We start from the raw sequence: 20,271 nt of genomic DNA, 5'->3' as shown, positions 1-20,271 counted from the left end.
CATCTCCGTACCGTTGTACGGGCGCGCCGCCGGGTCCCGTCCGCGCGGTGCGGCCCGCCCGGCTGACGGCCTCCGGGTTCACCGCTCCGGGAGGCGCCGCGCGTCCGGGAGGCGCCGGGCGTCAGGAGAGATGGCGGCCCGCCGGAGGTTCCGGGTCGGCGGCGCACCGGACGAGCCGGAGGCACGGATCGAAGAACTGCCAGATGCTGAACCTGCGGACGATCAGGGGCGCCGAGTCCCGGCCGACCACCCGGATGTGCCTGATGCGGGTCCTGAGGTTCATCGTGACCTTCACGCACCTCAGGCAGACCTCGTGGAAGCCCGGCAGGGCGTAGTAGGAGATCTGGGCGGCGCGGTGTCCCAGGCCCCTGTTCGACAGGCCCAGTCCGACCTCCCGGTAGATCCGGCGCGACCCTTTCAGGTTGAAGGCGGTCGAGCCGATGAGCGCGTGGTTCGCCGTCTTGGGACAGTGCACGAATATCCGGACGCTGCTTGCCTGACGGGGGTCGAAGGGCAGGACCCGGAGCGACGGGACCTTCTTCAACGGCCCGGGGATGTGGTTGCGTCCCCCGGTGAACGGTGTGGACACCGTCTGGTCGATCCGTGCCCTGACGTAGGCCGTGCTCGTGGCGCTGGCCGTGGCCGTGGCCGTGGCGGTGGCGGTGGCGCTCGCACTGGTACTCGGACTAGGGCTGGCACTGGCGCTCGGACTGGTACTGGCACTGGCGTCGGGACCGGCGCTCGGGGTGGCGCTCGCGCTTGAGCTCATGCCCGGATCGGCGCTCACACCCGCGCCCGTGCCGACGCGAGGGGTTTCACTCCTCCGGGCACCGGGGCCGGTGGCCGGACGCCCGCCCGCGCCGGGACCGGCGCCGGGGTTCGCGAGTGCTCTCGAACGGTTCGTGAGCGTTCCCGGGCGGTTCGCGAGTGCTCCAGGGCGGTTCGCGAGCGCTCCGGGGCTGGGGGCGGGAACAGCCGCGGAGCCGGGCGCGAGTGCGCCGGCGACCGGGGCGGTGCCGGGCCAGGTCACGACGGCCGGGACCGCCAGGAAGGCGGCGGCCACCCCGGTGCCGGCGACGAGACGCATGCGATCCTCCTGCCCGGACGGGTGCCCGTGCCGGTGGAGTGCTTCCGCCGGGCACGGCACGGGTGACGGTGGAGGGTGCTTCGCCGGGGCCACGCTCCGCGGGTCTCCGCCATGGCGTGGATCCACGGCCCGGGCCCCGGGCGATCCGGGCGAGAGCGCCCGGATCATCGCCCTGACCAGGCTGTTCGTCTTAATTATGTGTGCCCTGTCGCGAAAAAAGGGGAGGCACGCTGATCCGGCGTGCCGCGCCCTACCCGATCGGCGCCCCGGCGTTCGCGGTCCCGGCGGGCTCGGCCCCGGGCCCGACTTCGGTCCCGGGTCCGACTCCGGCGGTCTCGGCTCCGGACACCGCTCCGGCTACGGCCAAGGTTCCGGCGGGCTCGGCCCCGGGCACGGCTCCGGTCGCCGTCTCCGCTTCGGTCCGGGATCCGGTGGCTTCCGCGGGCTCGGCCCCGGGGACGGAGGGCCGGGCCGTCCGCAGGGCGAACAGGCTGATCGGCACGCCGGCCAGCACGATCGCCGCCGACACCACCAGCGCGTACCCGTAGGCGTCCAGGAAGGCCGCCGCCGGGGTGGCGCCGTCCGCGAGAAGCGAGCCCTGCCGGGTGCTGAGGATCGCGCCGAGGACCGTGACGCCGAGCAGCCCGAACACCTGCCGGGAGACGTTCAGCGCCCCCGAGGCGACCCCGGCGCGGCCGGCGGGCAGCGCGCCCAGGATGGCGGTGGTCAGCGGCACCAGCAGTCCGGCGCCGAGCCCGTAGAGCACGAACCACGGCAGCAGGTCGGCGAACGAGCCGCCCTCCCCGACGAAGGAGATCCCGAAGACCGCCACGGCCATCAGCAGCATCCCCGCGGCCACGGTGCGCGCGGTCCCGAGCCGTACGGTGACCCGGGGCGCGACCGCCGCGACCACCGACATGACCAGCGCCATCGGCACGAACGACGCCCCGGCCTCGGTGGGCGAGAACCCCAGCGCGTTCTGCAGGTACAGCGCGGTGAAGAAGTAGATCCCGAACACCGCGAACGACCACAGCCCCGTCACCAGGGTGCCGCCGCTGAACACCCGTGACCGGAACAGGGACAGGTCGATCATCGGTTCGGGCGTCCGGAGCTCGACCGTGACGAAGACCAGCGCCGATGCCAGCGCGAGGCCGAACGCGCCGAGGATCTCCGGCGAGGTCCAGCCGCTCTTCCCGCCCTCGATGAGGGCGTACGTCAGGGAGACCATCGCCAGGCTCGACGTGACGATACCGGGCAGGTCGAGGCGGCGCCGTACCGGATCCCGGGGGGTGGCCGTGATGGCCCACAGGCCGAGCCCGAAGGCCGCGATCCCGATCGGGACGTTGATCAGGAAGATCCACCCCCAGTGCCACCGCTCGCTGATCAGCCCGCCGGTCAGCGGCCCCAGGGCCATGGCCAGCGCGCCGACCGCGCTCCACAGGCCGACCGCGTTCGCGCGTTCTTTGGGATCGGGGAAGACCGTGGTCAGCAGGGCGAGGGCGGTGGGCGCCAGGAGGGCTGCGCCGACACCCTGGAACACCCGGGTGGCGGTCAGCACGCCGCCGTCAGTGGCCAGGCCGGCGGCGAGGGAGGACAGGGTGAAGGCGGTGAGGCCGATCAGGAAGACCCGCCGCCGCCCGAACAGGTCGGCCAGCCGTCCGCCGGCCAGCATCAGCCCGGCCGAGACGAGGACGTACACGCTCACGACCCATTCCAGGCCCGAGACGTCCAGTGAGAGGTCCCGCTGGATCGTCGGCAACGCGACGTTGACCACGTTGTTGTCCAGATAGGTCATGAAGGTGGCGAGGGAGATCGCCCCCAGCGCCCACCACCTGCGATCTTGCGACATGTCAACTCCTCTACGCTGTACTTGTACGGTGTACATGTACAGCGCACAATGGAACCTGTACCGCGTATAGTTGTCAAGCGTGATGGGAAAACTGACGCGTGAGGCGGTCGTCGAGCGGGCGCTGGAGATCGGTGACGCCGAAGGGCTTCAGGCGGTCACCATCCGGCGGCTCGCCCAGGAGCTGGGCGTCACGCCGATGGCGCTGTACTGGCACTTCAAGAACAAGGAACAACTGGTGATCGGCATGGCCGACCATCTGGTCGAGGGTTTCGAGATCACCCATGACGGCTCCCGCGCGTGGCAGGAGCAGCTCCGCGAACTCGTCGGCCGCCTGATCCGGGTGCTGCGGCGTCACCCCTGCGCGGAGGACGTGCTGAAGGAGGTCGACAAGATGGACGTGCCGGCCTTCCTGCGGGTGTGGGACACCGCCCTCGGCCTGGCCCTGCGCGCCAGGTTCGGCCCCCAGGAGAGCTGCCTGATCACCCGGTACATCCTCCAGGGGGCCATCGCCCTCGCCGGAGGCTCGACGGAGCACTTCCCGGGCAGGCCGGACGAGGAGCGCGAGGAACGCGTACGCCTCAAGCGCGTCCGCTTCCAGTCGCTTCCGCCGGACGCCTACCCGACCATCGTGCGGATGGCCGAACCCCTCTCCGAGGGAGGCGACGCCGAGCTCTACGACGCGTTCGGCGTGGACCTGCTGCTGTCCGGCATCGAGTCGATGGCGGCCCGGCTCGGCGACTGAGCGCCGTACGTCCCGGATATGCCGTACGCCCCGGACGATCCGGACGGTCCGCCGCCGTTCCCGCCGCGCCGCCGCGGCCGGGCGAGCGCCGCGCACACGGCCCCGCACAGCGCGACGCCCAGCAGTACGGCGTAGGTGTTGCGGAAGCCGGTCATCAACTGCTCCACGGCGGCGGGAGAGACACGGGAGAGCGTGCCCGCGTACACCCGGCCGCGCAGCTCGGCGCTGACCGGCCCGGTCAGCACGCTCAGCGTGAGCGCCACGCTGAGCACGATCCCGACGTTCATGATCATGAGCCGGAAACCGTTCACCAGACCGAGGTTGCCGGCCGGCAGCGCGGCCATGACCTGGGTGGTGTTGCCGGTGAGGAACGTCCCGCTGCCGCACCCGCACAGGAACAGTCCCACCCCCACGACCCAGTACGGCGTGCCCGGCGCGGCGGACGGCATCAGTACGGCGAGCCCGGCGGCGCTCAGCAGCGCCCCTCCGACGGACAGCGCGTGCGGGGAGATCCGGCGGCCCAGGGCGCCGGCGAGCGGCGAGGCGACGGCCATGCCGACCGGGACCGGCAGGACGGACAGGGCGGCGGTGATCGGCCCGGCGTCCCTGGCGGCCCGGAAGTAGAGGGCGGCCAGCAGGATGAGCGACGCGCGGGCCAGCGCGTTGCAGAACGAGGCGGCGTTGGCGAAGGCCAGCATGCGCTCACCGAACAGCCGGACGTCGAGCACCGGCCGCGCGGCCCGGCGCTCCACCGCCACCAGCACCGGCACCAGGACCACCGCGACGACGGCGCCGGCGAGCGCGACGGGGCTGGACGGGCCGCGTGACCCCGCCTCCGACAGCGCGACGAGCGCGGCCGACAGCATGGCGAAGACGACCAGGTTCCCGGCCGCGTCCACCGGCTCGCGGGGGCCGGGGGCGACCCGGCGCAGCACGAACGCGCCCCAGACGAGGGCGAGCAGACCGGCGGGGACGTTCATCCAGAAGATCCACCGCCAGCCCGCCGTCTCGGCGACCAGGCCGCCCAGCGTGGGGCCGGCGAGCTGGGCGACGGAGAGGGTTCCGATGTAGACGCCCATGCCCTGGCTGAGCCGGTCGGGCGGGAAGGCGGCGGTGATGATCACCGTTCCGTTGGCCAGGATCATCGACGCCCCGATCGCCTGCACGGCCCGCATGGCGATCAGGAACCACACCCCCGGGGAGAGCCCGGCCAGCAGCGACCCCGCGGTGAAGAGCGCGAAACCCGCCAGGTAGACCTCCCTGCGCCCGAGCAGGTCGGCCACCCGGCCGAAGAACACCAGGCTGGCGGTGTTGACCAGCATGAAGGCCAGCAGGATCCACCCCGCGGCGAACGCGTCGGCATGGAAGTGCCCGACCACCTCGGGGAGCGCCACGTTGAGCGTGTTCCCCGCCACGCCGATCAGCACCAGGCCGAGACCGGTCACGGAGCAGACCAGCCACGCGTGGCGGAGCCGGGCGGCGTACTCGGGCGAGCCCGGCGTGTCCCGCGGGTCCGGCCGGTCCGGCGCGTTCCGCAGGTTCGGTGTGTCCGGCGGGTCCGAGGCTGCCCGGTCGCCGGGACGCGGGTCCTGGGGGGCGGAGACCATGCCGCCAGTCTGACGTACGGCGTGCCGGCGGCCCGGCCCCGGCGGCCAGACCGGACCGTAGCCGGTGGAGGACATACGGTGATGCCGAACTGTGATGTTTGCCACGTCATCTTTTGGAACGGTTCAAACGTGTATCAAGCGTATCCATAGATCACGCCAGTCCCTGGCGTCGCAGAAAGGAAGCCCAGTGGCTATCAAGTTGCCGGGCAGGCGCGCGATCACCGTCACGGCCGTCGGAATGCTGGCCGGAACGATGCTGACGGTCGGTGGCGGCAGCGCCGTCGCATCCTCGGCGGGCGAGGAGATCCACGCGTGCGTGAACAAGAAGACGCGCTACGCGCGCATCGTCAACGCCTCGGCCAGGTGCCGGACCACCGAGGTCCGGGTGACCTGGGGCGGGGAGGGCGGCGGCTCCCAGACCGTGAGCACCGCCGGCCCTCAGGGTCCCCAGGGTCCGCAGGGCAGGCCCGGTCCCGCCGGTCCGCAGGGTCCCCAGGGGCCGCGCGGCCTCCAGGGCAAGCAGGGTCCGCAGGGCGTGCCCGGTAAGGACGGTGCTCCCGGGGCGAAGGGTGAGCAGGGCGAGCGCGGCCTGCCCGGCAAGGACGGCCAGGACGGTGCTCCGGGCAAGGACGGTGCTCCCGGCAAGGACGGCGCCCCCGGCAAGCAGGGCGAGCGCGGCCTCCAGGGTCCCCGCGGCCTCCAGGGTCCCCGCGGCCTCCAGGGTGAGCGCGGTCTTCCGGGTAAGGACGGCCTCCCGGGTAAGGACGGTGCTCCCGGGGCGAAGGGCGAGCAGGGTGAGCAGGGCGAGCGCGGCCTGCCCGGCAAGGACGGTAAGGACGGCGCTCCGGGCAAGGACGGCACCCCCGGCAAGGACGGTCAGGACGGCGGCCTGGCGGCGGTCACGACCCGCCAGCAGAGCCAGCTCTTCAAGAGCGACGGATCCGTCTCGGTGAACTGCCAGGCCGGCGAGCTGGCCACCGGCGGCGGTTACTCCATCACCGGTGACGACAACTTCTCGATCGTGGCGTCGATGCCCAGCGGCAACGGCTGGTCGGCGAAGGTGAACAAGACCGGCCTCTTCCTCTCCGGGAACGGCTCCCAGGAGTCCGCCAAGAGCAGCTCTCCCGACTCCACCGGCTCCGCCAGGAGCTCCTCCACCCCCAACCCCACCCCGGGGGCCGGCGGCAAGGCGCAGGGCCTCGCCGCGCAGACCTTCACCTCCGCCACGGTCACCGTCTACGTGGTCTGCGCCAAGAAGGGCTGACACCCCGTACAGGATCGATGCCCGTGAACGGGCGACGCTCCGGGCGTGAGCGTCTCGCGCGCCGTATGTGACGACCGGCCGGGTCTCCTTTCGGAGGGGAGAGGCGACCCGGCCGGTCCCGTGCCCACCGTGCCCACCTTCGGCCGTCGAAGGCCCGTGGACGGGCTGTGGACGGGCTGTGGACGGACGACATGCCATCCGGCCGGTCGTCCGGGCAGGCGGGACGGCAGGCGGGACGGGCCGGCGGTTCCGGTGCTCGGGGGCGAGGACGCCCGCCGGTTCCGGAGCCCGCGGGCATGCCGTTCCGCCGGTCTGTCCGACCACCCGGCGTTATCCGGTCGGAGCGTTGACTATTGTCCGGTTCATGAGCTCTCACTATGACGTCGTCGTTCTCGGTGCCGGCCCCGGCGGATACGTGGCCGCCGTCCGGGCCGCCCAGCTGGGCCTCCGCACCGCGATCGTCGAGGAGCGGTACTGGGGCGGTGTCTGCCTCAACGTGGGGTGCATCCCCTCCAAGGCCCTGCTGCGCAACGCCGAACTGGCCCACCTGTTCACCCACGAGGCCAAGACGTTCGGCATCCAGGTCGACGGCCAGGTCACCTTCGACTACGGCGCCGCCTTCCAGCGCAGCCGCAAGGTGGCCGACGGACGCGTCAAGGGCGTCCACTACCTGATGAAGAAGAACGGCATCACCGAGTACGACGGGCGCGGCACCTTCACCGACGCCAACACGATCGAGGTGGCCAAGAGCGACGGCGGCACCGAGACGGTGACGTTCGACCACTGCATCATCGCCGCCGGAGCGACCACGAGGCTGCTGCCGGGCACCTCGGTGAGCGACCGGGTCGTGACCTACGAGGAGCAGATCCTCACCGAGAAGCTCCCCGAGAGCATCATCATCGCCGGAGCGGGCGCGATCGGCGTCGAGTTCGCCTACGTGATGCGCAACTACGGCGTCAAGGTGACGATCGTGGAGTTCCTCGACCGCATCGTCCCGCTGGAGGACGAGGAGGTCTCGGCGGAGCTGGCCAAGCGCTACAAGCGGCTCGGCATCGAGGTGCTGACCTCGACGCGGGTGGAGTCCATCGACGAATCGGGCGACAAGGTGCGCGTGACGGTCTCGCGGGACGGCTCGCAGCAGGTCCTGGAGGCCGACAAGGTCATGCAGGCGATCGGCTTCCAGCCGCGCGTCGAGGGCTACGGGCTGGAGCGGACCGGGGTCGCGCTGACCGAGCGCGGGGCCATCGAGATCGACGGCCGGTGCCGTACGAACGTGCCGCACATCTTCGCCATCGGCGACGTGACCGCCAAGCTGATGCTCGCGCACACGGCCGAGGCCATGGGCGTCATCGCGGCGGAGACCATCGGCGACGCCGAGACGATGGAGCTCGACTACGTCATGATCCCGCGGGCGACGTACTGCCAGCCCCAGGTCGCCAGCTTCGGCTACACCGAGACGCAGGCCCGGGAGCTGGGCTACGACGTCAAGGTCGCGAAGTTCCCCTTCACCGCCAACGGCAAGGCCCACGGACTGGGCGACGCCACCGGGTTCGTCAAGCTCATCAGCGACGCCCGGTACGGCGAGCTGATCGGCGCCCACATGATCGGCCCGGACGTCACCGAGTTGCTGCCCGAGCTGACCCTGGCCCAGCAGTGGGACCTCACGGTCCACGAGGTGGCCCGCAACGTCCACGCCCACCCCACGCTCAGCGAGGCGGTCAAGGAGGCGGTCCACGGGCTCGCCGGTCACATGATCAACATGTGAGGCATCCGGGGGAGGCCGCCGGAGACGGCAGGGGAGGCGCGGGCCCGGCCCGCGCCTCCCCTTCGCTTTCTCCGGAGGACCGTTTTCCTCCGGAGGGCCGCCTGCTTCCGGAAGGCCGGCTCATTCCTGAGAGCCGCCTTCTTCCGGGAGGGGCCGGCCCTCAGGAAACGGCCGGCCCCTCCCGGAAGACCGGCCCCTTTGAAGAGATCAGCCGAAGATGCCCGGCAGGGTGGCCTCGTGGGTCTCCCGCAGCTCGGCGACCGGGATGGCCGGAACGCCCTCGACGGCCAGCGAGGAGCCGCCGGTGACGCCCAGGTTCAGGCAGGGCACCTCGTGGGCGGCGCACAGCTCGGCGAAGGCGTCGAAGGACTCGGGCCGCACCGTCACCAGCGCGCGCGCCGGCGACTCGCTGAACAGGTCGGTGAACGCGTCGTCACCCGGCAGCGAGACCGAGCAGCCGATGCCGTGGGCGAGGACGGCCTCGGCCAGCGCGACGGCCAGCCCGCCGTCGGACAGGTCGTGCGACCCGGTCAGCAGGCCCCGGGTGGCGGCGTCGGTCAGGACGCGGGCGAGGGCGCGCTCGGCCTCCAGGTTCGCCTGGGGCGGCAGGCCGCCGAGGTGGCCGTGGAGGACGTGGGCCCACTCCGAGCCGCCGAACTCCGGAAGGGTGTCACCCAGCAGGACGACCCGGTCGCCCTCGCCGGTGAAGCCGTTCCTGACCCGCAGGGCCACGTCGTCGATCACGCCCAGCACGCCGACGACCGGGGTCGGGTGGATCGCGGTGGTGCCCGTCTGGTTGTAGAACGACACGTTCCCGCCGGTCACCGGCACGCCGAGGGTCTTGCAGGCGTCGGCCAGGCCGCGGGTGGCCTCGGCGAACTGCCACATGACCTCCGGGTCCTCCGGGGAGCCGAAGTTCAGGCAGTCGGTCACCGCGAGCGGCCGCGCGCCGGTCACGGCGACGTTGCGGTACGCCTCCGACAGGGCGAGCTGGGCCCCGGCGTAGGGGTCGAGGCGGGCGTAGCGGCCGTTGCCGTCGGTGGCCAGCGCGATGCCCCGGACCGTCTCCTCGGCGCCCGGCATGACCTCGCTGATCCGCAGCACGCCCGCGTCGGCGGGCTGGGCCAGCACGGTGTTGCCCCGGACGTAGCGGTCGTACTGGGAGGTCACCCACTCCTTCGACGCGAGGTTCGGCGAGCCGAGCAGCGTGAGCAGCGTCGCCCGCAGGTCGTCGGGGCGCGGCAGGCGGGCCGGGTCGTCGGCGTTCAGCGCGGCCTGGCCGGCGGGCTCGTGGAACGGCCGCTCGTAGACCGGGCCCTCGTCGGCGGCGGTGCCCGGCGGGATGTCCACGATGGTCTCGCCGTACCAGGTCATCACCAGCCGGCCGCCGTCGGTGACCTCGCCGATGACGGTGGCGGGGATGTCCCACTTGGCGCAGATCGCCATGAAGGCGTCGATGTCGTCGGGGGTGATGACCGCCATCATGCGCTCCTGCGACTCGCTCATCAGGATCTCCTCGGGCCGCAGCGACGGATCGCGCAGCGGGACGAGGTCGAGCCGGACGTCCATGCCGCCGGTGCCCTTGGCCGCGAGCTCGGTGGTGGCGCAGGAGACGCCGGCCGCGCCGAGGTCCTGGATGCCGACGACCACGTCGGCCTGGTACAGCTCCAGGCAGCACTCGATCAGCAGCTTCTCCATGAACGGGTCGCCGACCTGGACGCTGGGCCGCTTGGCCTGCGACTCGTCCTCGAAGGTCGCGCTGGCCAGCACGGACGCGCCGCCGATGCCGTCGGGGCCGGTCAGCGCGCCGAACAGCACGACCTTGTTGCCCGGCCCGGGGGCGGTGGCCAGCTTGATCTGGTCCTTGCGGAGCAGGCCCACGCACAGGGCGTTGACCAGCGGGTTGCCGATGTAGCAGGGGTCGAAGACGACCTCGCCGCCGATGTTGGGCAGGCCCAGGCAGTTGCCGTAGTGGCTGATGCCCTCCACCACGCCGGGCAGCACCCGCCGGGTGTCGGGGGCGTCGGCCGCGCCGAACCGCAGGGCGTCCATCACCGCGATCGGCCGGGCGCCCATCGACATGATGTCGCGGACGATGCCGCCGACGCCGGTCGCCGCGCCCTGGTGCGGCTCGACGTACGACGGGTGGTTGTGCGACTCGATCTTGAAGGTGGCGGCCCAGCCGTCGCCGATGTCCACCACGCCGGCGTTCTCGCCCATGCCGACGAGCAGCGCGTCGGAGGCGGGGGCCTTGGCGCCGAACTGGCGCAGGTGCACCTTGGAGGACTTGTAGGAGCAGTGCTCGCTCCACATGACGCTGTAGATGGCCAGCTCCGAGCTCGTCGGGCGGCGGCCGAGGATCTGCCGGACCCGCTCGTACTCGTCGGTCTTCATGCCCAGCTCGGCGTACGGCTGGCGCTCGTCGGGGGTGTCCTCGGCCCGCTTGACGGTGTCGAGGGTCACGCCGTGCTCGCCGGGTCGCTCGCTCACAGGTTCACCAGCCTCTTCAGGATCGAGGAGAAGAATCCGCGGCCGTCCGTGCTCGGGGCGCCGGTGAGGTCCTCGACCGCGTGCTCGGGGTGGGGCATGAGACCGACGATGTTGCCCGCCTCGTTGCGGATGCCCGCGATGTCGTTCATGGAGCCGTTGGGGTTGCCCCCGGCGTAGCGGAAGACGACCTGGCCACCGGCCTCCAGCGCCGCCAGGGTCGCCGCGTCGGCGACGTAGCGGCCCTCGCCGTGCTTGATCGGCAGCACGATCTCCTGGCCCTCGGTGAAGTCGGAGGTCCAGGGGGTGCCGGTGCTCTCGACGCGGACGCGCTGGTCCCGGCAGATGTAGTGGAGTCCGGCGTTGCGCATCAGCGCGCCGGGCAGCAGGTGGGCCTCGCAGAGGATCTGGAAGCCGTTGCAGGTGCCGAGGACCGGGAGCCCGGCCCTCGCGGCGGGGATCAGCTCCTCCATCAGCGGCGCGAACCGGGAGATGGCCCCGCACCGGAGGTAGTCGCCGTAGGAGAACCCGCCGGGCAGGAAGACCGCGTCCACCCCCTTGAGGTCGGGGTCCGCGTGCCAGAGCGGCACGGCCTCGCCACCGGCGTGCCGTACGGCACGGGCCGCGTCCTGATCGTCAAGAGTCCCGGGAAAAGTGACGACGCCCACGCGGGCAGCACTCATGACAGCGTTCCCCTCCACAAACGAGCGCCGCGCCGGCCGTCTCACCCAGCGGACGGCGGTCTGCGGCGGTGCGCCCAGGCTATCCGCTCGCCGGAGATGAGGACGCACGGGATCCGTCCGATCGCACAACCCGCCGCATCCCACGGAGGCGCACCTTGGAGGATCGCACAAACCGTCCCTGTCAGGTCACACCCGGAAAGGCCCGGCCGTACGGCGGGTCAGACGGCGGCGAGCGCCCGCTGACGGGGGATGACCGGCTCGTCGTCCCAGGCCAGGTGCTTGCACAGGTGCACGGTGGTCCCCTGGCCGGGGGTGATGCCGAAGGAGATCTCGTCCACCACGGCCTGCATGATCAGGATGCCCCGGCCGTGCTCGGCGTCCGTCGGGGGATACTGCTCGGGCACCCTCGGCAGCCCGTGGCCGCGGTCGATGATGCGGACGTCGCAGCGGCCGTGCCCGATCGAGACCTCGACCAGATAGCGGTTGGCGGGCCCGCCGTGACGGACCGCGTTGGCGCACGCCTCGGTCACCGCGAGGAGGATGTCGGAGACGCAGCTCTCGGCGACGCCGAGCGAACGCAGGGCGTCGCCCAGCGCCCGCCGGACCATGGGAATACCCATGGCCTCCCTCGGCAGTGCCAATGAGAACTCGATATCCACCGGATTCCTCCCGGGGCCAGACGTCACCCTGTCAAGGCTTCCCCACAGATTCCGGGCTAACCGCAAAATAACCCTGATCTTATTTAGCGTTGGTCAAGCCGTGGGATTACGGCCATCCATCACGGAACCCTCCCGGCGGAATGCCGCGTGAACCGCGCCGTGGTGACACGGCGCGGTCCGGCGGGCGGAACACGCCGCCCGGCGGCGTCATCCCCGGCTCCCGCCACGGCCCGCGACCCGCGAAACCGCCTCGCGGACCGGCAGGGGGCCCTACGACTCGGCCGGCTCCACGGTGACGGTGTAGTCCTCGATCACGGTGTTGGCCAGCAGGGTCTCGGCCATCTTCCGGACGTCGGCGAGTGCGGCGTCGTCGGCGGGGCCGTCGAGTTCGACCTCGAACCGCTTGCCCTGCCGTACCGAGGCGACGCCGGAGAAGCCCAGCCGCGGCAGCGCGCGGGCGATCGCCTGACCCTGCGCGTCGAGAATCTCGGGCTTGAGCATGACGTCGACGATGACGCGCGCCACGGTGTTCCTCCTGCTGGGAGCGGGGACGGATCGGGGCCTCAAGCGTAGCCGCCCGCGGCGGCGACTCGTCGCCGGGCCGGGCGTCCCGGCGTGCGGGCGTGGGCCGGGGCCGGGCGTCCCCGGGCGGGCGTAAGCGGGGCGCCTGTCGGGAACGGGGAGCTTATGGATGCCGGGACAGGTCTTGCGCGCAGGTATGTGACCTCTGCCACGATGTCCACAAACGCATACGAACCACCATCATTCGGTTCGCATGCTTCCCTGACCGGCCGGGCAGAGGCGGAGAACCCGTCCCGACGGCCCCGAGCACACAGGAGAGGCGCGTGACAACCGAGGCCCCTCGTGGTGCGGAAGCACCCCCGGAACTCGTCCAGCTGCTGACCCCCGAAGGCGAACGGGTCGAGCATCCCGACTACGACATCGATCTGACCCCCGAGGAGGTCCGCGGCCTGTACCGGGACCTGGTCCTGGTGCGCCGCGTCGACCTGGAGGCGGTCGCCCTGCAACGCCAGGGGGAGCTGGGGATCTGGGCCTCGCTGCTCGGCCAGGAGGCGGCGCAGATCGGCTCGGGCAGGGCGCTCGCCGAGTCGGACATGGTCTTCCCGACCTACCGCGAGCACGGCGTGGCCTGGTGCCGGGGCGTCGACCCGGTCAACCTCCTCGGACTGTTCCGCGGGGTCAACCACGGCGGCTGGGACCCCGCCGAGCACAACTTCCACCTCTACACCATCGTGATCGGCAGCCAGACCCTGCACGCCGTCGGCTACGCCATGGGCGTCCAGCGCGACGGCGCCGTCGGGGAGAACGGCGCCGCCACGATCGCCTACTTCGGCGACGGCGCCACCTCCCAGGGGGACGTGAACGAGTCGTTCATCTGGGCGTCGGTGTTCAACGCGCCGATCGTGTTCTTCTGCCAGAACAACCAGTGGGCCATCTCCGAGCCGCTGGAGAAGCAGTCGCGGATCCCGCTGTACCGGCGGGCCAGCGGCTTCGGCTTCCCCGGCGTCCGGGTCGACGGCAACGACGTCTTCGCCTGCCTGGCGGTCACCCGCAAGGCGCTGGCCGACGCCAGGTCCGGGCAGGGCCCGATGATGATCGAGGCGTTCACCTACCGGATGGGCGCCCACACCACCTCCGACGACCCGACCCGCTACCGCCTGGCCGACGAGCTGGAGGCGTGGAAGCTCAAGGACCCGATCGAGCGGGTCCGCGCCTACATGTTCAAGAACCGGATCGCCGACCAGGACTTCTTCGACGCGATCGACGCCGAGGCCGACGAGCTGGGTCGTGACGTGCGCAAACGCTGTCTCGAACTGCCCGATCCTGAGCCCCTGGCCATCTTCGACCACGTCTACGCCGAGCCCCACCGGCTGATGGACGAGGAGCGCGCTCAGTTCGCCGCCTACCTGGAGGGGTTCGAGGGATGACGACTCTCACGCTGGCGAAGGCGCTCAACGAGGGCATGCGCAAGGCCATGGAGGACGACCCCAAGGTCCTCGTCATGGGCGAGGACGTGGGCAAGCTCGGCGGGGTGTTCCGGGTCACCGACGGGCTGCAGAAGGACTTCGGCGAGCAGCGGGTCATCGACACCCCCCTGGCCGAGTCCGGCATCATCGGCACCGCGATCGGCCTGGCGCTGCGCGGCTACCGCCCGGTCTGCGAGATCCAGTTCGACGGCTTCGTCTTCCCCGCGGCCGACCAGATCATCACCCAGCTCGCCAAGATGCCGCTGCGCTCGCTGGGCAAGCTGAAGCTGCCCGTCGTCGTGCGCATCCCCTGCGGCGGCGGCATCGGCGCGGTGGAGCACCACAGCGAGTCCCCCGAGGCGTACTTCACCCACACCGCCGGCCTGCGGGTCGTGGCCTGCTCCAACCCCGCCGACGGCTACACGATGATCCAGCAGGCGATCCGGTGCGAGGACCCCGTCATCTTCTTCGAGCCCAAGCGGCGCTACTGGGAGAAGGCCGACGTCGACACCTCCGCCCCCGCCGACGGCTGGACGCCGTTCGACCAGGCCCGCGTCGTACGGCCCGGCGCCGACGCCACCCTGCTGGCGTACGGACCCATGGTGCGGACCTGCCTGGAGGCCGCGGCGGCGGCCGAGGAGGACGGCCGCTCCGTGGAGGTCGTCGACCTGCGCTCGCTCAACCCGCTGGACATCGACCGGGTCGCCGAGTCGGTCGTCAGGACCGGGCGCTGCGCGGTGGTGCACGAGGCGCCGGTCTTCAACGGGTTCGGCGCGGAGATCGCCGCCCGGCTCACCGAGCGGTGCTTCTACAACCTGGAGGCCCCGGTGCTGCGCGTCGGCGGGCCGTCCACGCCGTACCCGCCCTCCCGGCTGGAGGACCACTACCTGCCCGACCTGGACCGGGTCCTCGACGCCGTCGACCGCCTGTTCGCGTTCTGAGGGGGGACGAGGATGAAGGAGTTCAAGCTCCCCGACGTGGGCGAGGGTCTGACCGAGGCGGAGATCGTCCGCTGGCACGTCAAGCCCGGCGACCCGGTCAAGGTCAACCAGATCATCGTGGAGATCGAGACGGCCAAGGCCGTCGTCGAGCTGCCCTGCCCGTTCGAGGGCGTGGTGGCCGCCCTGATGGCCGACGAGGGCGAGACCGTCGACGTCGGCAGGCCGATCATCTCGGTGGACGACGGCTCCGGCCCCGCCGCGGCCCCGGCCGCCGGTACGGCCGCCCGCGCGGAGGCCCTGGCCGAGGACATGGTGCCCGAGCCCGCCGCGGCGGACGAGCCGCCCGAGGGGAAGCGCCAGCCCGTCCTGGTCGGCTACGGCGTCAAGCCCGGTGCGGCCCGCCGCCGTCCCCGGAAGTCCTCGGCGGCCCCTCCGGCGGTCTCGTCCGCGGGGGCCTCCGCCGCCCCTCCGGCGGCTCCGGAAGCGGCTGCGGCGGCTCCGGAGGCGGTCCCGCCGGCGTGGGGAGGCGTTCCGGCGGCCCCGGCCGTTCCCGCCGTCCCGGCGCAGCCGGCCGCGGGCCCGGCGGCGCGGCGGGCCGCCGTGCTCGCCAAGCCCCCGGTGCGCAAGCTGGCCAGGGACCTCGGGGTCGACCTGGCGGCCGTGGCCCCGACCGGCCCGCACGGCACGATCACCCGCGAGGACGTCCACGCCGCGGCCGAGGCGGCGTCCGGAGCCGGCCGTACGGCCCCGCAGGCGGCCGAGCGGGCGGTCCCGGCCGGGCGCGGCGGTGAGGAGCGGATCCCGATCAAGGGGGTGCGCCGGGCGACCGCGCAGGCCATGACGGCCTCGGCGTTCACCGCGCCGCACGTCACCGAGTTCCTCCAGGTGGACGTCACCGGCACGATGGAGGCCGTGGCCCGGCTGCGGGCGCTGCCCGACTTCGCCGAGGTGAAGGTCTCGCCGCTGCTGCTGGTGGCCAAGGCGGTGCTCGTCGCCGCGCGGCGGTACCCGATGATCAACTCGACGTGGGACGAGGCCGCCCAGGAGATCGTGGTCAAGCACTACGTGAACCTCGGCATCGCCGCGGCCACCCCGCGCGGCCTGCTCGTTCCCAACGTCAAGAACGCGCACGAGCTGTCCCTGCCGGACCTCGCCCGGGCCATCGGCTCCCTCGCCGAGACGGCCAGGGCCGGCCGTACCCAGCCCGCCGACATGTCCGGGGGCACGATCACGATCACGAACGTGGGCGTGTTCGGTGTGGACGCGGGCACCCCGATCCTCAACCCGGGCGAGTCGGCGATCCTGGCGTTCGGCCAGGTCAGGGACCTGCCCTGGGTGGTGGACGGGCAGGTCGTGCCCCGCAGGGTCTGCACGCTCGCGCTCTCCTTCGACCACCGGGTCATCGACGGTGAGCTCGGCTCGCTCTTCCTGCGCGACATCGGGGCCATGCTGGAGGACCCGCTCCGCATGCTCGCCTGGAGCTGACCCCGTAGAACGAGCAGAAGGCGGCCGGTTTCTTTGAACAGGCCGGTTTCCGCGAAACGCGGGCCCGTCCCCGGGAAAAGGGGACGGGCCCGCGGCGGGGCTCCGATCCTGGGAAATACCACCCCGTGAAACAGCGTCCCGAAACCTTTTGGCCTGTTTCTTGGGGTGTTTTTTCCATATGGGCCGGAAAGGCGGGCGCGCCCTTCCGGCCGTGCGGTTCTCAGACGCCCGTCAGGCGCCGCGGGTTTTTACCACCAGTCGTCCCAGCCCCAGCCGCCGCCACCGCCGCAGCCGCCGCCGCAGCCGCCGCACCTGCGCCACCCGCAGCCGCAGCGACGGCAACCGCAACCACGGCGGCAGCAGCCGCATCCGGTGACGAAGTTGGAGGCGGTGACCCCCTGGACGGCCGGGGTCGAGGTGGTGGTCGAGGACGACGCCTGCGCCGGCCCGGCGACGAGGGCTCCCGCGATGAGCCCGGCGCCCATCAGGCCCGTGACGAACGAGGCGGCCGTTCTGCTTTTCATGCGGTCCTCCGATTCCACGAGAAGACGTGACCCGTCCTCCTGGATTGCTGGACAGTTCACAGCGTGCCGGAGGCGGAGCGATCAAGTCACCGCAAATCACCTATAGGTTGGCAAAGGCGCACAGATGTGTATAAATAACAAATAAATAGCAGATATCCAGGCATTTCAGACAGATAGTACGGCGGGGTCGAACGCCGGGGTGGAACGGTTGCGGCGGGGTGCCGGAGGGCCGCGGAGGGCCCGGCCGTACGCTGACGGGGCATCCGAGCGAAGGGAAGCCCATGTTCCGTCACGTCGTGCTGTTCACCTGGTCCGAGACGGCCACCGAGGAGCAGAAGGCCGCGGTCGCGACCGAGCTGCGCCGGCTCCCGGGGATCATTCCGGAGATCCGCTCCTACGCCGTCGGGGCCGACGCGGGCGTGAACCCGGGCAACCACGATTTCGCGGTCGTCGCCGACTTCGACAGCTCCGAGGACTACCTGGTCTACCGCGATCACCCGGCCCACCAGGCGGTGATCGCCGAGCACGTCAAGCCGATCCTGGCCTCACGGGCGGCCGTGCAGTACGTCGGCTGACCTCGGCCGGAGGTACGGCGGGCCCCGGGAGCGCCGTCTAGCCGGTCGTGTCGTCAGGCCGCCGTCACAGCTCCGGCGGGTGGTTCTCCCGGTGCATCAGGCGGCCCTCCGACGTCGCCCCGCGCCGGGGCGCCAGCACCACGCTCAGCACCACTCCGACGGCGCCGACGATCATGAAGATGACCCCGATGACGTCGATGTGCACGTTGTCGCCGAGGACGTCGGGTTCGATGGCGAACCGGAGGATGGCGCCGATCGTGAGGAAGAAGATGCTGACCCCGACACCCATCGGACCCTCCGGACACACGTAGTGAGCAGGCAAAGAGAGCGTCTGCGATCTCTCATACCCCTTCCCGCGCGATCCCACCACCGGCGCGGTACGGGCCCGTCCGGAAGACCCGGGAGCGGAGGACCGGAAAGGGCTCGGGGCGGCGGGCGGGGCGAAGCGCCGGGTGGCCGGAGGCGGCGGTGAGCCGAGGGGCGGGACACGGCGGGGAGGCCGGGAACCCGGGAGGCGGCGGGGAGGCCGGGAGCCGGGAGGCGGCGGGTAGGCCGGGAATCCGGAACCGGCGGGAACCCGGAACCGGCGGGAACGCGGACGGGGGGCGGTCCCGCGGGCGGGACCGCCCCCCGTCACCGCCTGCCGCGGGAGCGGGGCGTCTTCGGGAAGGGCCGGGATCGGCGGGCCGGAAGGCCGGGCCGGCGGATCAGAAGGCCTCTTCGGGCAGCTCCATCAGGTCCTGGTTCGTCGCGGCGAGCACCCGGCGCTCGGCGGCGAGGCGGGGCAGGACGGTCTGGGCGAAGAACGAGGCCGCCGCGACCTTCCCGGCGTAGAACGCCTTGTCCCGGTCGGACTCGCCGAGCGCGGAGAGGGCCACCTCGGCCTGGCGCAGCAGCAGCCAGCCGATCACCACGTCGCCCAGGGCGAGCAGGAACCGGGTGGTGTTGAGGCCGACCTTGTAGACCTCCTGCGGCGTCTCCAGCGAGGCGATGGTCCAGCCGGCCATCGTGTCGGCCATGGCCTTGACCTCGTCCGCGGCCTCGCCGAGGAGCTTGCGCCCCTCCTTGAGGCGGCCGTTGCCGGCGTCGGAGGCGGCGAACGCCTTGATGTCGCCGTACAGCGTGCCGAGGGCGACGCCCTGGTTGCGCATGACCTTGCGGAAGAACAGGTCCATGCCCTGGATCGCGGTGGTGCCCTCGTAGAGGGAGTCGATCTTGGCGTCCCGGATGTACTGCTCGATCGGGTAGTCCTGGAGGTAGCCGGAGCCGCCCAGGGTCTGCAGCGAGCGGGCGAGCAGCTCGTAGGAGCGCTCGGAGCCGACGCCCTTGACCAGCGGGAGCAGCAGGTCGTTCATGGCCTCGGCGTGCTCGTCGCGACGGCCCTCGAACGCGGCGATCTGCACGTCGTCCTGGTAGGTCGCGGTCAGCAGGACCAGTGCGCGCATGCCCTCGGCGTACGACTTCTGGAGCATGAGCTCGCGGCGGACGTCCGGGTGGTGGGCGATGGTGACGCGCGGGGCGGTCTTGTCGGCCATCTGGGTGAGGTCGGCACCCTGCACCCGCTGCCTGGCGTACTCCAGGGCGTTCAGGTAGCCGGTGGAGAGAGTGGCGATCGCCTTGGTGCCGACCATCATGCGGGCGTGCTCGATGATCATGAACATCTGCTTGATGCCCTCGTGCACGTCGCCGACCAGCGTGCCGATGGCCGGGTGCTTCTCGCCGAAGGTGAGCTCGCAGGTCGTGGAGACCTTCAGGCCCATCTTCTTCTCGACGTTGGTGACGTAGACGCCGTTGCGCTCGCCCGGCTCCCCGGTCGCGAGGTCCACGTGGTACTTCGGGACCAGGAACATCGACAGGCCCTTGGTGCCGACGCCGTGCCCCTCGGGACGGGCCAGCACGAGGTGGAAGATGTTGTCGGCCATGTCGTGCTCGGCGCTGGTGATGAAGCGCTTGACACCCTCGATGTGCCAGGTGCCGTCGGGCTGCTGAACGGCCTTGGCGCGGCCGGCGCCCACGTCGGAGCCGGCGTCGGGCTCGGTGAGGACCATCGTGGCGCCCCACTGGTGCTCGATGGCCAGCTCGGCGAAGCGCTTCTGGTCCTCGGTGCCGATCGTGTGCAGCACGTGGGCGAAGGCGGGGCCGCTGGAGTACATCCAGATTGCCGGGTTGGCGCCGAGCACCAGCTCGGCGATCGCCCAGTTGACGCTGCTGGGCAGGCCGGGGCCGTTCAGCTCGGCGGGCAGGCCGAGGTTGGTCCACCCGGCGTCACGGTAGGCGGCGAAGGACCTCTTGAAACCCTCCGGCATGGTGACGGTGCCGGAGGCCGGGTCGAACACCGGCGGCCGGCGGTCGCCCTCCTCGAAGGAGTCGGCCAGCACACCGGTGGCGAGGCGGTTCACCTCGTCCAGGACGCTGCGCACGACGTCCTCGTCGATGTCGGCGAACAGGCCGCCGCCCAGGATGTCCCGGCGCCCGAACACCTCGAAGAGATTGAACTCCAGGTCACGGATGTTGCTCTTGTAGTGGCCCATGGGGTCGGCTCCTTCACACGGGTGAACCGGGACGCTTGCATACTCGCCAGTAACCTTACCGACAATGCTACCCGCGAGTAACCC

At 71.6% G+C, this 20,271-nt stretch carries 17 protein-coding genes; 7 read left to right on the top strand and 10 right to left on the bottom strand.

Going from position 1 to position 20,271, the window contains the following annotated elements; genetic code table 11:
- Nucleotides 1-121: 121 nt before the first annotated feature.
- Together ACFYSC_RS35320 and ACFYSC_RS35315 are read right to left on the bottom strand one after the other, a co-directional pair.
- Nucleotides 122-769, bottom strand: coding sequence for a hypothetical protein (locus tag ACFYSC_RS35320; RefSeq protein WP_389970255.1), 648 nt, complete (start codon nucleotides 767-769; stop codon nucleotides 122-124).
- A gap of 568 nt (nucleotides 770-1,337) precedes the next feature.
- Nucleotides 1,338-2,936 (bottom strand): DHA2 family efflux MFS transporter permease subunit, encoded by a 1,599-nt coding sequence (locus tag ACFYSC_RS35315; RefSeq protein WP_389970252.1) that lies wholly within the window; start codon nucleotides 2,934-2,936, stop codon nucleotides 1,338-1,340.
- 82 nt (nucleotides 2,937-3,018) lie between these two features.
- On the opposite strand from ACFYSC_RS35315, the gene ACFYSC_RS35310 reads away from it, so the two are divergent.
- Nucleotides 3,019-3,678 carry a TetR/AcrR family transcriptional regulator gene (locus ACFYSC_RS35310; RefSeq protein WP_389970359.1) on the top strand — a complete coding sequence of 220 codons (660 nt, stop codon included), beginning with the start codon at nucleotides 3,019-3,021 and terminating at the stop codon, nucleotides 3,676-3,678.
- Here the strand turns inward: ACFYSC_RS35310 and ACFYSC_RS35305 are convergent.
- A complete protein-coding gene (locus tag ACFYSC_RS35305) occupies nucleotides 3,609-5,285 on the bottom strand; it encodes an MFS transporter (protein WP_389970249.1) in 1,677 nt (558 codons plus the stop codon). The genes ACFYSC_RS35310 and ACFYSC_RS35305 overlap by 70 nt on opposite strands.
- A gap of 187 nt (nucleotides 5,286-5,472) precedes the next feature.
- Between ACFYSC_RS35305 and ACFYSC_RS35300 the strand changes: the two genes are divergently transcribed.
- Nucleotides 5,473-6,549: a hypothetical protein gene (locus ACFYSC_RS35300; protein WP_389970246.1), complete on the top strand. Its 1,077-nt coding sequence runs from the start codon at nucleotides 5,473-5,475 to the stop codon at nucleotides 6,547-6,549.
- A 364-nt stretch (nucleotides 6,550-6,913) separates the two neighbouring features.
- Entirely contained in the window at nucleotides 6,914-8,314 is a 1,401-nt protein-coding gene (gene lpdA / locus ACFYSC_RS35295) for a dihydrolipoyl dehydrogenase (protein WP_362935944.1), read from the top strand.
- A 207-nt stretch (nucleotides 8,315-8,521) separates the two neighbouring features.
- Here lpdA and purL read toward each other — a convergent pair whose 3' ends face one another.
- The 4 genes from purL to purS form a co-directional block, all read right to left on the bottom strand.
- Nucleotides 8,522-10,708, bottom strand: coding sequence for a phosphoribosylformylglycinamidine synthase subunit PurL (gene purL, locus ACFYSC_RS35290; protein ID WP_389970356.1), 2,187 nt, complete (start codon nucleotides 10,706-10,708; stop codon nucleotides 8,522-8,524).
- A gap of 92 nt (nucleotides 10,709-10,800) precedes the next feature.
- Entirely contained in the window at nucleotides 10,801-11,484 is a 684-nt protein-coding gene (gene purQ / locus ACFYSC_RS35285; protein WP_362935947.1) for a phosphoribosylformylglycinamidine synthase subunit PurQ, read from the bottom strand.
- Between the two features lie 218 nt (nucleotides 11,485-11,702).
- Nucleotides 11,703-12,104, bottom strand: coding sequence for an ATP-binding protein (locus tag ACFYSC_RS35280; protein ID WP_389970242.1), 402 nt, complete (start codon nucleotides 12,102-12,104; stop codon nucleotides 11,703-11,705).
- 309 nt (nucleotides 12,105-12,413) lie between these two features.
- Nucleotides 12,414-12,668 carry a phosphoribosylformylglycinamidine synthase subunit PurS gene (gene purS, locus ACFYSC_RS35275; RefSeq protein WP_362935953.1) on the bottom strand — a complete coding sequence of 85 codons (255 nt, stop codon included), beginning with the start codon at nucleotides 12,666-12,668 and terminating at the stop codon, nucleotides 12,414-12,416.
- A gap of 320 nt (nucleotides 12,669-12,988) precedes the next feature.
- Between purS and pdhA the strand changes: the two genes are divergently transcribed.
- From pdhA to ACFYSC_RS35260, 3 genes are read left to right on the top strand one after another with little or no spacing between them, the layout of a single operon-like run.
- On the top strand, nucleotides 12,989-14,092 hold the full coding sequence (gene pdhA, locus ACFYSC_RS35270) for a pyruvate dehydrogenase (acetyl-transferring) E1 component subunit alpha (RefSeq protein ID WP_389970238.1): 1,104 nt from the start codon (nucleotides 12,989-12,991) through the stop codon (nucleotides 14,090-14,092).
- Nucleotides 14,089-15,072 (top strand): alpha-ketoacid dehydrogenase subunit beta, encoded by a 984-nt coding sequence (locus ACFYSC_RS35265; RefSeq protein WP_389970235.1) that lies wholly within the window; start codon nucleotides 14,089-14,091, stop codon nucleotides 15,070-15,072. Before pdhA ends, ACFYSC_RS35265 begins: the two co-directional genes overlap by 4 nt.
- Nucleotides 15,073-15,084: 12 nt before the next feature.
- Entirely contained in the window at nucleotides 15,085-16,557 is a 1,473-nt protein-coding gene (locus ACFYSC_RS35260) for a dihydrolipoamide acetyltransferase family protein (protein ID WP_389970232.1), read from the top strand.
- A gap of 248 nt (nucleotides 16,558-16,805) precedes the next feature.
- Here the strand turns inward: ACFYSC_RS35260 and ACFYSC_RS35255 are convergent, their stop codons facing one another.
- Nucleotides 16,806-17,081: a hypothetical protein gene (locus ACFYSC_RS35255; protein WP_362935966.1), complete on the bottom strand. Its 276-nt coding sequence runs from the start codon at nucleotides 17,079-17,081 to the stop codon at nucleotides 16,806-16,808.
- A gap of 281 nt (nucleotides 17,082-17,362) precedes the next feature.
- Here ACFYSC_RS35255 and ACFYSC_RS35250 point away from each other — a divergent pair, with 281 nt between their 5' ends.
- Nucleotides 17,363-17,656 carry a Dabb family protein gene (locus tag ACFYSC_RS35250; RefSeq protein ID WP_389970230.1) on the top strand — a complete coding sequence of 98 codons (294 nt, stop codon included), beginning with the start codon at nucleotides 17,363-17,365 and terminating at the stop codon, nucleotides 17,654-17,656.
- 64 nt (nucleotides 17,657-17,720) lie between these two features.
- On the opposite strand, the gene ACFYSC_RS35245 is transcribed toward ACFYSC_RS35250, so the two are convergent.
- Together ACFYSC_RS35245 and ACFYSC_RS35240 are read right to left on the bottom strand one after the other, a co-directional pair.
- Entirely contained in the window at nucleotides 17,721-17,945 is a 225-nt protein-coding gene (locus ACFYSC_RS35245) for a DUF6458 family protein (RefSeq protein ID WP_179822481.1), read from the bottom strand.
- Nucleotides 17,946-18,363: 418 nt separating this feature from the next.
- Nucleotides 18,364-20,187: an acyl-CoA dehydrogenase gene (locus tag ACFYSC_RS35240; protein ID WP_389970228.1), complete on the bottom strand. Its 1,824-nt coding sequence runs from the start codon at nucleotides 20,185-20,187 to the stop codon at nucleotides 18,364-18,366.
- Between the last annotated feature and the right edge of the window lie 84 nt (nucleotides 20,188-20,271).

This window comes from Streptosporangium sp. NPDC004379, assembly GCF_042873875.1.
Classification (GTDB): domain Bacteria; phylum Actinomycetota; class Actinomycetes; order Streptosporangiales; family Streptosporangiaceae; genus Streptosporangium.
Note: the sequence above shows the minus strand (reverse complement) of the source record. Positions and strands in the feature narration are given on the sequence as shown.

What these genes read in the sequence shown, in the direction of transcription:
- ACFYSC_RS35260 (WP_389970232.1), top strand. Translation starts at nt 15,085, where the DNA reads ATGAAGGAGTTCAAGCTCCCCGACGTGGGCGAGGGTCTGACCGAGGCG.
- ACFYSC_RS35250 (WP_389970230.1), top strand. Translation starts at nt 17,363, where the DNA reads ATGTTCCGTCACGTCGTGCTGTTCACCTGGTCCGAGACGGCCACCGAG.
- ACFYSC_RS35245 (WP_179822481.1), bottom strand. Translation starts at nt 17,945, where the DNA reads ATGGGTGTCGGGGTCAGCATCTTCTTCCTCACGATCGGCGCCATCCTC.
- ACFYSC_RS35265 (WP_389970235.1), top strand. Translation starts at nt 14,089, where the DNA reads ATGACGACTCTCACGCTGGCGAAGGCGCTCAACGAGGGCATGCGCAAG.
- ACFYSC_RS35310 (WP_389970359.1), top strand. Translation starts at nt 3,019, where the DNA reads ATGGGAAAACTGACGCGTGAGGCGGTCGTCGAGCGGGCGCTGGAGATC.
- ACFYSC_RS35305 (WP_389970249.1), bottom strand. Translation starts at nt 5,285, where the DNA reads ATGGTCTCCGCCCCCCAGGACCCGCGTCCCGGCGACCGGGCAGCCTCG.
- ACFYSC_RS35240 (WP_389970228.1), bottom strand. Translation starts at nt 20,187, where the DNA reads ATGGGCCACTACAAGAGCAACATCCGTGACCTGGAGTTCAATCTCTTC.
- ACFYSC_RS35255 (WP_362935966.1), bottom strand. Translation starts at nt 17,081, where the DNA reads ATGAAAAGCAGAACGGCCGCCTCGTTCGTCACGGGCCTGATGGGCGCC.
- lpdA (WP_362935944.1), top strand. Translation starts at nt 6,914, where the DNA reads ATGAGCTCTCACTATGACGTCGTCGTTCTCGGTGCCGGCCCCGGCGGA.
- ACFYSC_RS35280 (WP_389970242.1), bottom strand. Translation starts at nt 12,104, where the DNA reads ATGGGTATTCCCATGGTCCGGCGGGCGCTGGGCGACGCCCTGCGTTCG.
- ACFYSC_RS35315 (WP_389970252.1), bottom strand. Translation starts at nt 2,936, where the DNA reads ATGTCGCAAGATCGCAGGTGGTGGGCGCTGGGGGCGATCTCCCTCGCC.
- purQ (WP_362935947.1), bottom strand. Translation starts at nt 11,484, where the DNA reads ATGAGTGCTGCCCGCGTGGGCGTCGTCACTTTTCCCGGGACTCTTGAC.
- ACFYSC_RS35320 (WP_389970255.1), bottom strand. Translation starts at nt 769, where the DNA reads ATGAGCTCAAGCGCGAGCGCCACCCCGAGCGCCGGTCCCGACGCCAGT.
- purL (WP_389970356.1), bottom strand. Translation starts at nt 10,708, where the DNA reads ATGAAGACCGACGAGTACGAGCGGGTCCGGCAGATCCTCGGCCGCCGC.